The following is a 12,786-nucleotide window of genomic DNA, read 5'->3' on the forward strand; positions in this document are numbered from 1 at the left end:
GCAGTTCCCCGCGTCTCGCCGGGGCAACTGCGGCTCATCCTGGTCCTCTATTCGCCCCAGTTGGCGACCAGAGCACGCTCCTCGTCGGTCATCTGGGTCAGGTTGCCAAGCGGCATATAGCCGCTGGCGACCACCTGCTGGATCGCGGCCTTCTGCTGTTCGACCTGGGCCTCGGTTTCCAGCGCCACACCGGCGGGCGGAGCGGTGAATCCGGCGTGGGCGGGCTGGGCGGCGTGGCAGCTGACACAGCGCTCCTGCATGACAGCATGCACCTGGGCCAACGGCGAAGCGTCGGATGCGACCGGTGCACTGCTGCCGCTGTTGGCGTTGTCGGCGGCCGGACTGGTCGTCAGGCTCGGAGCCCCCACCGCGAAGGCCACCAGAATCAGCGCCACCCCGGCGGCCGGGTAGCTCGGCTTGTGCTGACCGCTGTGCATCAGCACGAAGTACTGGCGAATCAGGGCGCCGGCAAAGATCAAGAGCGCCATGATCACCCAGGCCCATTCGCTGGTATAGGCGAAGGAATAGTGGTTGCTGATCATCAGCAGCACCACCGGCAGGGTGAAGTAGGTGTTGTGCACCGAGCGCTGCTTGCCGCGCTTGCCGTCCAGGGGGTTGGGCGTCTCGCCCGCCTTCATCGCCTTCACCATGCGGCGCTGACCCGGAATGATCCAGAAGAAGACGTTGGCGGACATGGCGGTGGCCATGACGGCACCGGTCAGCAGGAAGGCGGCACGTCCGGCGAAGATATGCACGCTGAGGTAGGCCACCACCACCATCATGACGGCGACACCCAGGCTCAAGAGGCCATCGCGCTCCATGTTGGGACTGACACGCTTGCACATCTCGTTGTAGACGACCCAGCCACCCAGCAGGAACAGCAGTGCCACCACATTGGCCTGCCAGCCGGACAGATTGGCGGCCCACTCCCAGGGACTCTGGGGGTTGACCAGGTAGAAACTGGGGTTGGCCATGTACAGAATCACGAACAGCGCAAAACCGGACAGCCAGGTGGTATAGGCCTTCCAGAAGGACCAGTGCAGATCGTCCGGCAGCTTGGCCGGCGCCGTGGCGTATTTCTGATTGTGGTAGAAGCCGCCCCCGTGGACCGCCCACATTTCGCCGAACACACCCTTGCCGCGGTCTTCTTCGTCCTTGGGGGTCTTCAACGAGTTGTCCAGCATGACAAAGTAGATCGACTCGCCTATCCAGGCGATGGCCGCGATGACATGCAGCCAGCGCAGCAGAAAATTGCTCACGTCCAACAGGTACGATGACATGGCCCTATCCCGACTTCAGTTGTTGTTGGAAGGCAGTCAGTATCGATGGCTGCCTGGTTGATCGTGCTCGATGACGCTCAGCTTCCGCGGTAGGTGGAGTAGCTATAAGGCGACAGCAAGAGCGGCACATGGTAGTGCTCACTGGCATCCGCCACGCCGAATCTCAGGGGAATCCGATCGAGGAAACGCGGCTCCGAGGCCTCGACACCCAGGGCGCGCAGATAGTCACCGGCGTGAAACAGCAGTTCGTACTCTCCTTCGACGAAGTCGTCGCCTTCGAGGATCGGGCTATCGCAGCGCCCGTCATCGTTGGTCATCGTCTCCCCGAGGCGCTGACGTTCGTCGCCAAGGATGCGAAAGAGCTCAATACGAATCCCCTGGCCTGGGCGGCCAAGCGCGGTATCCAGTACATGGGTGGTCAGGCGTCCCATAAGTGTCCTCCCCTCTCGCGGGTCATCAGCGGGTCGATCAGCGGGTCAATGTATCCAGTCCTGGACTGGCTAAAGTGAATCACTGATATGGAGCATCATCGTCTCTCGTCACACCTGGCCAGAGGCTTTCGCCGGTCGTGGCTTGCAGCAACACGAAGATGACTTCAGCGATGCCGGCATGGCGGAACCAGTGCATGGTGGTGTGGAACCATGACAACATACATCATTGACCAAATTAAGAGTACATTTCAAACTATTTTTTGTATACAGTTTGAGCATGCATAGCTGCCTGGTGTTTGCCGACAGCAACAAAGGCTCGACCGACCTCTTGCCGTCTGCGCCTACGCCCGCTGCCAACAAGGTGTGACCGACACCAACGAGTCATCAGAGCTATGCTCGTCCCCATCTACCTTGCCGTCATGACAGGAGCCACTCCCCATGCCTAGCCTCACCCAACGCCCCAGCCAGATGGACAAGACCCAATTCGTGACCACCTACGGAGACGTCTTCGAGCACTCACCCTGGGTGGCGGAGCGTGCCTTCGATCGTGGCCTGAACGAGCAGCATGACGACCCGGTACGTCTTGCCGAGCACATGGGCCAGGTCCTCAGCGACGCCTCCCCGGAGGAACAGCTGCAGGTCATCCGGGCGCACCCTGATCTTGCCGGCAAGGCTGCCGCCGCAGGCGAGTTGACCAACGACTCCACCCGCGAGCAGGCCGGGGCCGGGCTGGACCAGTGCACCCCGGAGGAGCTGGAGCGCTTCACCCGCCTCAACGAAAGCTACAAGGCGCGTTTTGGTATTCCCTTCATCATGGCGGTCAAGGGCGGCAATCGGCACACCATCCTCGCCGCCTTCGAACAGCGCCTGAACAACTCAGCCGAGCAGGAAAGGCAGGAAGCCGTGGTGCAGATCAATCGGATCGCTCGGTTCCGACTGGAAGATCGCGCTAGCTGAAGTAGCAAGCACACAAAAACGGCCGGTCACCTGGTGACCGGCCGCCAAACCCTACGTCGATGACCAGAGGCCTTGGCGCTCTCGTCATCCTGAAATCGTCACGCTTTTCGCGTCCGGGCTGGTTGTGGACGAACGGCCCCATGTGGATGGCGGCCTACCAGACCCTTTCACGTGGTGCCCATCGGCCACGTTCAGCGAACCACCGAGTCATGCTCTGGACCCTGCCAGCTGCACGACAGTAGAGTTGCGCTACCTCACTTATGGGGCTCGTCGCTCTCGCTTGAGTTGCACTACCTCATCTCATGACCATGCTGAAACTGCACCCAAGGCGGGACCATTACGCTCGTGCCCACCTTTCCGCGACTTGCGCAGCGCCTGTCGCTCGGGGCCTGGCACCCTTTTTTACTGCTTTATTTCTGACTAATCTCTTTTTAGCTAATTTCGTTTTAGCTAATTTCGTTTTAGCTAATTTCCTGCTAGCTAAACGCTTGCTGGTGACGTTCCTGCTGGCTCCATTCTTCTTTTTTGATATCTCTGCTTGAGCCTGCCGGTGTCATCATCGACTGTCGACGTCGGTTTCTCCGGACCATATCGCCGAGCCATGAATCCGGCCATGTATCCGGGCCGTGTCTCCGAGCCATGTCTCCGGGCAAATTTCTCACCGATGACGCTAGCCGATGTCTCCGACCGACGCCCCTGGCGTCCAGAACGTACCAGCTTCGCCACTACTCCTTGGCCGAATCCAGCGCTTCCTTGGCCACTCCCTGACACTTTTCCTGGTACTCCTTGCTCAACTTGAGCAACGTCTCGCTCTCCTCGCGCAGGCTCTCTCCGATCACCGACAGGGTTTCCTGCTGGGACTGGCTGGCGTTCTTCAGACTTTCGGCATCGCGCACTTCGCACCAGGACCGGGCCTGTGCGATACCTGCCTTCATGGCGGAGTCCATAGTCTTGAAACGCACATCCAGCATCTTCTGGGAATATTCCAGCGTCAGCAGGCTCCCCTCACGCCACGGACTCAACAATTTGTCCATGGAGGGGATCATGTTTTCCATTGTCGGCATTGCCTTGTTCTCGCTCATGTTGGTACTCCCTATAGGTATGCCAGCACGCTCGGCCCACGGGCAGCCTGATCGCCGTAACAACGACGAGACGAGGCAGCCTGGCAGTATCTTGTGCTCACCGGTTACATATCGTCTTCAAACGAGCACAGAATCGTCTCGCATGTGAAGACTAGAACGCACCTTGCTGCACCGCAACATCATATAAGGCATATACGAGCCACTAATTACACTAACGCGGGTATAGTCACCCAGCATTCTCAGCATCTACCCAGCGGCGCACCATTCGCACCATAGCAGTAGATGATTGACGCTCTGATGACAGCAGCGGCGCCAGCTCCAGAAGCACAATAAACACGCTTTTGTAAGAAATAACGACAAATACAATCGCCAATAACGACGGTCGCCGATAGCGACAATCGGCAGTAGCGACAATCGGCAGTAGCAACAATCGACAGCTTCGTCATTAAGCACAGAACCGCTGTTTCGCCATTTCCGACGGACCACCGGGGCAACTTGCACGCAGATTCACCAGCTCGGTACAGCTACCGCAGCGCTGTCCGATGCCCTTCCAAAAGATATCTGCAAGATTAGCCAAGACGAGGGCCCTTGCCGGCGATCCTCTAAAGCCATGATCGACATGCGGTAATAACCGAGGGGTCATGATCGCCGCAGACTAAAGGCGAAGGCTTACTGAAGGAAACTGAGGAGGGAGGCGCATCGAGGAGTCGAGAGCAGAGAGCAGAGAGCAGAGAGCAGAGAGCAGAGAGCAGAGAGCAGAGAGCAGAGTGCGAGACAGAGGGCAAAGAGCGAGACGACGATATCAGGGCGTCGCCTCGCTCGGCAGCAAGGATCAGGCGCGATAGGCGCCTTCGATATCACAGATGCGCACCGCGTTGCGGCCGACACCGCCATTGGCATCAAGCATCCGCTCGATCCAGGCGTAGACCGGATCGGCATTGGACACCAGATCCGCGGTGGATACCGAACGCGCCCACATGAAGTTGGCGAACACCAGGTAGTCCGCCGCACCGGGCGCATCGCCATCAATGAAGTCGCTTCCCGACAGCTGGCCACGCAGTGGCTCCAGGGCGCTATCGAGCTGGCTGAGCCCCTTGGCCGGAGAATGGAACTGCTCCAGGGTCATGCCCAGGCGTTTTTCACGAGTGGTGCGGAAGTAGTCGCGGTCCTTGGGATGGATGGCGTTCATCAGGTCCATCACGATGGTGCGCAGGATCGGCAACTGCAGGGCACGCTCACTGTAGTGCTTGAAAAAGCGGGCGCGGGATTCGGCCAAGGGACCGCCAAGCAGCGTCGGGGCCTCAGGGTAGGCACGATCCAGGTAACGCAGGATCTCGAAACTGTCGGTGATCACTTCGTCGCCATCGATCAGCACCGGGACCTTGTCATGGTCCGTGAATTCGAGCTTTTCCTTTTCGGTAAAGCACCAGGGCCGCGCCTCCACCTCGAGCCCCTTGTGGGCGATGGCCAGCTTGGCTCGCCAGCAGAAGGGAGAAAAACGCAGTGATTCGTCGATGCCACACAGGTCGTACATCACCAGGGCCATGCCAGATACCTCTAGAAGGGGAATGTCTGCCGATAGTGCCATCAACCGCCCACCTCGCCAACGCCATGATTTCCTGAGGGATGGAGACAAACCTGTCCATTAGTCTAAGAAACTAGCCTCGTTCGCACCCGCCTCCAGCGTCTTTGTCGCCTCTAACCTACTGTTAAACAATAAATTTGAAGAATGATCGGACGAGGAGTCGTCAGCACCGCATTGGTCTGACCAATATCCCAGTCTAGAACGATTTCGCTAGTCGGCTTATCGTGCCGCCTTGTCCGAGCCTTACCCCGGCGTGAGACCGCCAACTTCGACACAACGGATATTACAAACAAGGACACGACAAGAGACCCCAACACCATGACCGACACCACTCTAGCCTTGATAGCCTTTGTGCCGCTCATACTGGCCGGCATCCTGCTGATCGGCATGCGCATGGCCGCCAAGGTCGCCATGCCCATCGTCTTTCTGGTCACCGCGCTGATTGCCCTGGTGGCCTGGGACATGACCTTCACACGGGTCCTGGCCTCGACCCTGCAAGGATTGATCCTGACCGTGGCGATCCTGTGGATCATCTTCGGCGCCATCCTGCTGCTCAACACCCTGAAGCACTCCGGCGGTATCGCCGCCATTCGCAATGGCTTCTCCGGCATCAGCCCGGACCGCCGCGTCCAGGCGATCATCGTGGCCTGGCTGTTCGGCTGCTTCATCGAGGGCGCCTCGGGCTTCGGCACGCCGGCGGCGGTGGCCGCCCCGCTGATGGTCGCGCTGGGCTTCCCGGCACTTGCCGCTGTGGTGGTGGGCATGATGATCCAGTCCACTCCGGTGTCCTTCGGCGCTGTCGGCACCCCCATCGTGGTCGGTGTCGCCGGTGGCCTGGACAGGGTCGGCATCACCGAGACGCTGGAAGCCGGTGGCTCCACCTGGATGGAGTACTTCCGCCTGATTGCCGGAGAAGTCGCGCTGGTGCATGCCGTGGTCGGTGTGCTGATGCCGCTGATCATGGTCAGCGTCATGGTGCGCTTCTTCGGTGCCAACCGCTCCTGGAAGGAAGGCCTGGCGATTGCTCCCTTCGCGATCTTCGCAGGCGTCGCCTTCGTGGTGCCCTACGCCCTGGCTGGAGTCTTCCTGGGCCCCGAATTCCCGTCGATGATCGGCGCCATGGTAGGCCTTGCCATCGTGGTCCCGGCCGCCCGTCGCGGTTTCCTGATTCCCGAAAAGAGCTGGGACTTCCCGGAAAGTGACAGCTGGCCTGCCCACTGGATCGGCAAGCTCAGCATCAAGGCCGACGAGGTCGTGGGCCGCGCACCGATGAGCACCTTCATGGGCTGGCTGCCCTACGTGCTGCTGGCGGTACTGCTGGTGGCGTCACGTACCATCGAGCCGTTCAAGCAGGCACTGACCTCGGTAAGCCTGGGCTTCAGCGACATCCTGGGTGAGGCCGGTATCTCCGGCAGCCTGCAGCCACTCTACCTGCCCGGCGGAATCCTGCTGATGGTGGTGCTGATCACCGCTCTGATGCATCGCATGAACGGCAATCAGCTCAAGGCGGCCTTCAGTGAATCCAGCCGTACCCTGCTGGGCGCCGGCTTCGTACTGGTGTTCACCATCCCCATGGTGCGCATCCTGATCAACTCCGGCGTCAACGGCGCGGATCTGGCCTCCATGCCGGTGGCCATGGCCACCGCGGTGGCCAACGGTGTCGGCGACATCTATCCGCTGTTCGCTCCTGCCGTCGGCGCGCTGGGTGCCTTTATCGCCGGCTCCAACACCGTGTCCAACCTGATGCTGGCAGACTTCCAGTTCAACGTGGCCCAGCAACTCGGTGTGTCCACCGCGCTGATGGTGGCGCTTCAGGCCGTCGGCGCCGCCGCCGGCAACATGATCGCCATCCACAACGTGGTAGCCGCCTCGGCCACCGTGGGCCTGCTGGGACGCGAGGGCATCACCATTCGCAAGACCATCCTGCCGACCATCTACTATGTGCTCGCGGCGGGGCTGATCGGGCTGGTGGCGATGCAGGTCGTCGGTATCTCCGACCCGCTGATGGGGCTGTTGCAGTAGGCACTACGCCAAGCCAGTCACCATCTGGCTGACCGACAAGGGGGTGTCATCGACGATGACACCCCCTTCTTGTTGGCGACAGACGCCACCTTTGCTCCAGAACTGCGCCACTCTAAGCACAGTTCGACTACCTCTGTGCCGATATGGCGGCCCTTATACCCTGCGCCTAGAGTTAATTCAGTGTAGTACGCACGTGCAGCATTCTTGCTTTCAGGTTCACAGGCAAGGCGCGTCGCCTGCGTACTGACCAGGGGATGGCTCTTCGTGAGCGCCCACGCACGCATGGCCTCGACAAGGGCCACGACTCTCGACCAGGGGAAATTCAGATGTCCTATCTGCTGCTTGCCATGATCACCGTGATCGCCGTCGTGGTGATTACCAACGGCGCGAGATCCTCGGAATCCATGCTGTTGCTGAGGCACAAGGCTCCCGGTCCACACAGGGTCAAGCGGCACAGAAGGCCGACCCGACGGCATCTCTAGGCCGGGGAGGCTCCCTCCAGGGTGTTGACGAGTTGCCCGCAGACCACAGACAGCGCGGCGAAGTGTCCGTGGCCTCTTGCGAAGGGGCGCCAGGCGCTGTCCGAAACGTCGACGAGCGCAGGCTCTGATGACCTAGCCGATGCGAGCCAGCCGGGTACGATGTAGCCGCGCCTTGGTCACGTAGCCCTCGGCATTGGTCTTGAGTGCGGCGATGGCCTTGTCGTCCAGTTGCCGGATCACCTTGCCCGGCGAGCCGACGACAAGGCTGTTGTCGGGGATCTCGGCGCCTTCCTTGACCAGCGCCCCTGCCCCGATCAGGCAGTTCTTGCCGATCACGGCGCCGTTGAGCACCACCGCCTGGATGCCGATCAACGAGCCCTCGCCCACGGTGCAGCCATGCAACATCGCCTGGTGCCCCACCGTGACGCCCGGTCCTACCGACAGCGGGTAGCCGGGGTCGGCGTGCAGCACGGCGCCATCCTGGATATTGCTGCCTTCACGCACTTCAAGCGATTCGGTATCGCCCCTGAGTACCGCCTGGTACCAGATGCTGGCGTCTTCATGGATTTTCACCTGGCCGATGACCTCGGCGCTCTCGGCGACGAAGACGGTGCGATGAATATGGGGGGAATGGTTACCCAGACGATAGATGGCCATGGCCCGCTCCTGACGAGGTTATCCTTGTGGATGGGGGGCGCTGGGCGCCCACCCTGCCTATATAGTGGACGCTGTTTCCAAACTCTGCCTACTCCGTTGTCGGTTCCTGTGCGAGAGAGGCAAAGTACGCTGCGATCTCCGTCGCCACTCGGCGTACATCCGACTCGCTGACCCCCAGATGGGTCACCAGGCGAGTGCGCGGCCTCACCGCGATCAAGATGCCACGCTCGGCAAGAAAGCCCTCCAGTGCGGCGCAGTGAGGAGCCGGCACGTCGAGAAAGACCATGTTGGTGGCCTGACCTGCCACCCCGATGCCTTCAATACCACCCAGCCACTCGGCGAGCTGGCGGGCATGACGGTGGTCGTCGGCCAGTCGCTCCACATGGTGATGCAGGGCATACCGACAGGCCGCCGCCAGCAGCCCCGACTGGCGCATGCCGCCTCCCAGCGTCTTGCGCCAGCGACGGGCCGCGGCGATAAAGCGCTCGCCGCCGACCAGCAACGAGCCCACCGGCGCGCCCAGCCCCTTGGAAAAGCACAGCGATACAGAATCGAAACCGGCACACAGCTCCGCCAGCGACTTTCCTGTGGCGACGCTGGCGTTGAACAGGCGGGCGCCATCGAGGTGACAGGCCAGGCCTCGCTCGGCGGCAAGGCCGGTCACCTCCTGCACATAGTCCTGGGGCAATACCCGGCCCTGAAAGGTATTTTCCAGTGCGATCAGTCGGGTTCGCGCATGATGGATATCGTCTCCCTTGATGGCCTCGGCGATATCCTCCAGCGCCATGCGTCCATCTGCCTGCTGGGCCAGGGGCTGGGGCTGGATGCCGCCAAGGACTGCAGCACCGCCGCCTTCATCGCGATAGATGTGCGAGCGTTGCCCGGCGATCACTTCGTCGCCACGCGCGCAGTGGACCAGCATGGCGGTCAGATTGCTCTGGGTGCCGGAGGGAAAGAAGGCCGCCGCGGCGAAGCCCGCGCGATCGGCCACCTCAGCCTCGAAGGCGGCGACGCTGGGGTCATCACCCCAGACGTCATCGCCCACCGGTGCGATGGCCATGGCATCACGCATGGCCTCGGTCGGTTGGGTCACGGTATCGCTGCGTAGGTCGATCATGGCGCTCTCCTTGTTCGCGCTGGCCTTTCCCCGAGTATGCCAGTTCGGATTTCGTCTGAGGACTGCCCTCACGCGCATTGGCCCCCTGCCCTCCCGACGACTCAGGCCAGCGCCTCGGCCAGCACCCTGGCGACATGACGCGCCTCACGTGCGGCACCGTCACGAATCTGGTGACGACAGCTGGTGCCGTCGGCCACGATCAGCGCATCCTCGGCGTCGCGCACCGCCGGCAGCAACGAGAGTTCCGCCATCTGCATGGAGGCCTCATAGTGCTCACGCTCGTAGCCGAAGCTGCCGGCCATGCCGCAGCACGACGACTGGATGGTCTCCACCTCGAGTTCGGGAATCCAGGACAGCACCTGCTGCACCGGCGTCAGGGCATCGAACGCCTTCTGGTGACAGTGGCCGTGGAGCAGCGCCCGCGACACCGGTAGCGCCTCGAGCGACAGCTCGAGCCTGCCGGCATCCTTCTCGCGCACCAGAAATTCCTCGAACAGCAGGCTCGCCTCGGCCAGTCGCTTGGCGGGTTCGCCCAGGCCGAAGCCGAGGAACTCGTCGCGCAGGGTCAGCAGGCAGGATGGCTCGAGCCCGACCACGGCAAGCCCTTTCTCCACGTGGGGGGTCAGCGCCGCCAGGGTCCGCTCGGCCTCCGCCCGGGCCCGATCGACCTGACCGCTGGCCAGGTAGGTACGCCCGCAGCACAGCGGACGACGATCCGCAGCGCTCGCCAGGATCACCCGGTAACCCGCGGCTTGAAGCACGCGCATGGCGGCCTCGGCGTTGTCGGCTTCCATATAGTTGTTGAAGGTGTCGACGAACAGCACCACCTCCTTCATCGCCTGGTCGGCAACGGCCGGTCGCTCGCCCTGTCGGGCCCGCCCCAGGTAGTCGTCGGTGACGCGTGGCAGCGCGCGCTCCTCGGCCAGCCCCAGCGCCCGCTTCAGCGGTGAGGCCAGCCAGGGCGTGCCGTCGATGGCCTTCACCAAGGGTGACAGGCGTCGCAGCACCGGCGCGCGCCTTGGCAGGTCACCGATCAGGCGCTCGCGCAGCGACACCCCTTCCTTGGCGACCCGTGCCGCCCGGGCCTCGATCTTGATCCGCGCCATATCGACGCCGGTGGGACAGTCACGTTTGCAGCCCTTGCAGGAAACGCACAGATCGAGCGCCTCCTTGACCTCGTCGCTGGCCAGGCCGTCGCGACCGAGCTGGCCGGACAACACCAGACGCAGGGTATTGGCGCGGCCGCGGGTCAGGTGCTTCTCGTCGCGGGTGATGCGATAGCTAGGACACATGGTGCCGGCGTCGAACTTGCGGCAGTGGCCGTTGTTGTTGCACATCTCCACTGCGCTGGCGAGGCCGCCGGTGACATCGCGGCCGCTACCCGGTGGGGTCTGCTCGCCGTTCAAGGGATCTCGCTCGACGTTCCAGGGCGACCAGTCCAGCACCGGCGTCAGTTCGATGCGCTGGTACTCCCCGGGAAAGCGGAAAAGCCGAGAGTCGTCCATCTTCGGGGTATCGACGATCTTGCCGGGGTTGAGCAGGTTGTCCGGGTCGAACAGCCCCTTGACCTCGCGGAAGGCGTCGTTGAGTGTCTCGCCAAACTGCCAGGTCACCCACTCGCCGCGACAGATGCCGTCGCCGTGCTCACCGGAGTAGGCGCCCTTGTAGGCCTTGACCAGTGCCGAGGCCTCCTCGGCGATGGCGCGCATCTTCTCGGCGCCGTCCCGGCGCATGTCGAGAATCGGGCGCACGTGCAGGGTGCCGACGCTGGCGTGGGCGTACCAGGTGCCCTCGGTGCCGTGACGATGGAACACCTCGGTAAGCTTGTCGGTGTACTCGGCCAGATGCTCGAGCGGCACCGCACAGTCCTCGATGAAGGACACCGGCTTGCCGTCGCCCTTCATGCTCATCATGATGTTGAGTCCCGCCTTGCGCACGTCCCACAGCGCCTTCTGGGCCTTGGGTTCGGGCATGTCGACGACACAGTCCGGCAACCCCAGGTCGGCCATCAGCTCGTTCAACCGGGCCAGGCTCGCCAGCAGCTCGTCGCGATTCTCGCCGGCGAATTCCACCAGCAGCACCGCCTCGGGCTTGCCGATCAGGGCCTTCTCGATCACCGGACGGAAGGACGGATTCTCCAGCGACAGCGCGATCATGGTCTGATCGACCAGCTCCACCGCCGTCGGTGACAGGGTCACGATGTGCTGGGTCAGGTCCATGGCCTGATAGAAGGTGGGGAAGTTCACCACCCCCAGCACCTTGTGCTGCGGCAGAGGTGACAGCTTCAGGGTCAACTGGCGGGTCAGCGCCAGGGTGCCCTCGGACCCCACCAGCAGATGGGCCAGGTTGGCGCGACCGTCGGCCTCATAGGGCAGCGGGTTCTGACAGTCGAACAGATCGAGGTTGTAGCCCGCCACCCGCCTGAGCACCTTGGGATAGTGCTCGCGGATGCGCTCGCCTTCACGCCGGGCGATGGCCTCGACCTGCTCGGCCAGCCGCGCCGCCCGGGAACCGGCGGCCAGCTCGCCGACCAGACCGAGGTGCACCTTCTCGCCGTCGGCCAGCAGGACGTCCAGTGCCTGGACGTTATGCACCATGTTGCCGTAGTGGATCGAGCGCGAGCCGCAGGAGTTGTTGCCGGCCATGCCGCCCAGGGTGCACTGGGCGCTGGTGGAAACATCCACCGGGAACCACAGGCCATGGGGCTTGAGCCAGGCGTTGAGGTGATCGAGCACGATGCCGGGCTCGACCACCACCGTGCGCGCCTCCTTGTCGAAGGACACCACACCGTTCAGATGGCGGCTGGCGTCGATCACCAGCGCCTCTCCCACCGTCTGGCCGCACTGGCTGGTGCCGCCACCCCGAGGCAGCACCGGAATGCCTTCCCCACGAGCGATCTCCAGGGCCGTGGCCAGATCATCCTGATGGCGCGGGATCACCACGCCCACCGGGGTGATCTGATAGATCGAGGCGTCGGTGGAATAACGGCCGCGACTGGCGGCGTCGAACAGCACCTCGCCCTGGATTTCCCTGGCCAGGCGCGCGGCAAAGTCCGGCAGCGGCTGGATCCGTGCATCCCGCCCCTTGGCGGCAGACGTCAACGAGTTCATCACCCTCTCCTTGATAACCCTGGGTAGACCGTCGGCGACAGCGCCGCCGACGGGCGGGCGGTG

General features: G+C 62.8%; 9 protein-coding genes. 2 read left to right on the forward strand and 7 right to left on the reverse strand.

Annotated features, from left to right (window positions below; translation table 11 throughout):
- Positions 1-47 precede the first annotated feature (47 nt).
- Together NFG57_RS15905 and uraH are read right to left on the reverse strand one after the other, a co-directional pair.
- Positions 48-1,280, reverse strand: a complete 1,233-nt coding sequence (locus NFG57_RS15905) for a urate hydroxylase PuuD (RefSeq protein WP_348814748.1) — start codon at positions 1,278-1,280, stop codon at positions 48-50.
- A 77-nt stretch (positions 1,281-1,357) separates the two neighbouring features.
- Positions 1,358-1,711: a hydroxyisourate hydrolase gene (uraH, locus tag NFG57_RS15910; RefSeq protein ID WP_045991737.1), complete on the reverse strand. Its 354-nt coding sequence runs from the start codon at positions 1,709-1,711 to the stop codon at positions 1,358-1,360.
- 438 nt (positions 1,712-2,149) lie between these two features.
- On the opposite strand from uraH, the gene uraD reads away from it, so the two are divergent.
- Positions 2,150-2,668, forward strand: coding sequence for a 2-oxo-4-hydroxy-4-carboxy-5-ureidoimidazoline decarboxylase (gene uraD, locus NFG57_RS15915; protein ID WP_045991736.1), 519 nt, complete (start codon positions 2,150-2,152; stop codon positions 2,666-2,668).
- A gap of 725 nt (positions 2,669-3,393) precedes the next feature.
- Here the strand turns inward: uraD and NFG57_RS15920 are convergent.
- Complete coding sequence (locus tag NFG57_RS15920) at positions 3,394-3,750, reverse strand: hypothetical protein (protein WP_045991735.1); 357 nt, start codon at positions 3,748-3,750, stop codon at positions 3,394-3,396.
- A gap of 832 nt (positions 3,751-4,582) precedes the next feature.
- Positions 4,583-5,296, reverse strand: a complete 714-nt coding sequence (locus NFG57_RS15925; RefSeq protein ID WP_108132429.1) for a glutathione S-transferase N-terminal domain-containing protein — start codon at positions 5,294-5,296, stop codon at positions 4,583-4,585.
- A 357-nt stretch (positions 5,297-5,653) separates the two neighbouring features.
- On the opposite strand from NFG57_RS15925, the gene NFG57_RS15930 reads away from it, so the two are divergent.
- On the forward strand, positions 5,654-7,357 hold the full coding sequence (locus tag NFG57_RS15930; protein ID WP_108132428.1) for an L-lactate permease: 1,704 nt from the start codon (positions 5,654-5,656) through the stop codon (positions 7,355-7,357).
- A 614-nt stretch (positions 7,358-7,971) separates the two neighbouring features.
- Here the strand turns inward: NFG57_RS15930 and NFG57_RS15935 are convergent.
- The 3 genes from NFG57_RS15935 to NFG57_RS15945 all read right to left on the reverse strand — a co-directional run bounded on the left by NFG57_RS15935 (position 7,972) and on the right by NFG57_RS15945 (position 12,723).
- Positions 7,972-8,496 carry a gamma carbonic anhydrase family protein gene (locus tag NFG57_RS15935; RefSeq protein ID WP_045991732.1) on the reverse strand — a complete coding sequence of 175 codons (525 nt, stop codon included), beginning with the start codon at positions 8,494-8,496 and terminating at the stop codon, positions 7,972-7,974.
- An 88-nt stretch (positions 8,497-8,584) separates the two neighbouring features.
- Positions 8,585-9,613, reverse strand: a complete 1,029-nt coding sequence (ltaE, locus tag NFG57_RS15940; protein WP_108132427.1) for a low-specificity L-threonine aldolase — start codon at positions 9,611-9,613, stop codon at positions 8,585-8,587.
- Positions 9,614-9,714: 101 nt separating this feature from the next.
- Positions 9,715-12,723, reverse strand: coding sequence for an FAD-linked oxidase C-terminal domain-containing protein (locus NFG57_RS15945; protein ID WP_348814749.1), 3,009 nt, complete (start codon positions 12,721-12,723; stop codon positions 9,715-9,717).
- Positions 12,724-12,786: the final 63 nt, after the last annotated feature.

It is taken from the genome of Halomonas sp. H10-59 (genome assembly GCF_040070555.1).
In the GTDB taxonomy this organism is placed as follows: domain Bacteria; phylum Pseudomonadota; class Gammaproteobacteria; order Pseudomonadales; family Halomonadaceae; genus Halomonas; species Halomonas litopenaei.

Bases quoted from the DNA above. Each gene is read 5' to 3' on its own strand.
- NFG57_RS15930 (WP_108132428.1), top strand. From the start codon at position 5,654: ATGACCGACACCACTCTAGCCTTGATAGCCTTTGTGCCGCTCATACTG.
- NFG57_RS15905 (WP_348814748.1), bottom strand. From the start codon at position 1,280: ATGTCATCGTACCTGTTGGACGTGAGCAATTTTCTGCTGCGCTGGCTG.
- NFG57_RS15925 (WP_108132429.1), bottom strand. From the start codon at position 5,296: ATGGCCCTGGTGATGTACGACCTGTGTGGCATCGACGAATCACTGCGT.
- uraD (WP_045991736.1), top strand. From the start codon at position 2,150: ATGCCTAGCCTCACCCAACGCCCCAGCCAGATGGACAAGACCCAATTC.
- NFG57_RS15945 (WP_348814749.1), bottom strand. From the start codon at position 12,723: ATGAACTCGTTGACGTCTGCCGCCAAGGGGCGGGATGCACGGATCCAG.
- NFG57_RS15920 (WP_045991735.1), bottom strand. From the start codon at position 3,750: ATGAGCGAGAACAAGGCAATGCCGACAATGGAAAACATGATCCCCTCC.
- ltaE (WP_108132427.1), bottom strand. From the start codon at position 9,613: ATGATCGACCTACGCAGCGATACCGTGACCCAACCGACCGAGGCCATG.
- NFG57_RS15935 (WP_045991732.1), bottom strand. From the start codon at position 8,496: ATGGCCATCTATCGTCTGGGTAACCATTCCCCCCATATTCATCGCACC.
- uraH (WP_045991737.1), bottom strand. From the start codon at position 1,711: ATGGGACGCCTGACCACCCATGTACTGGATACCGCGCTTGGCCGCCCA.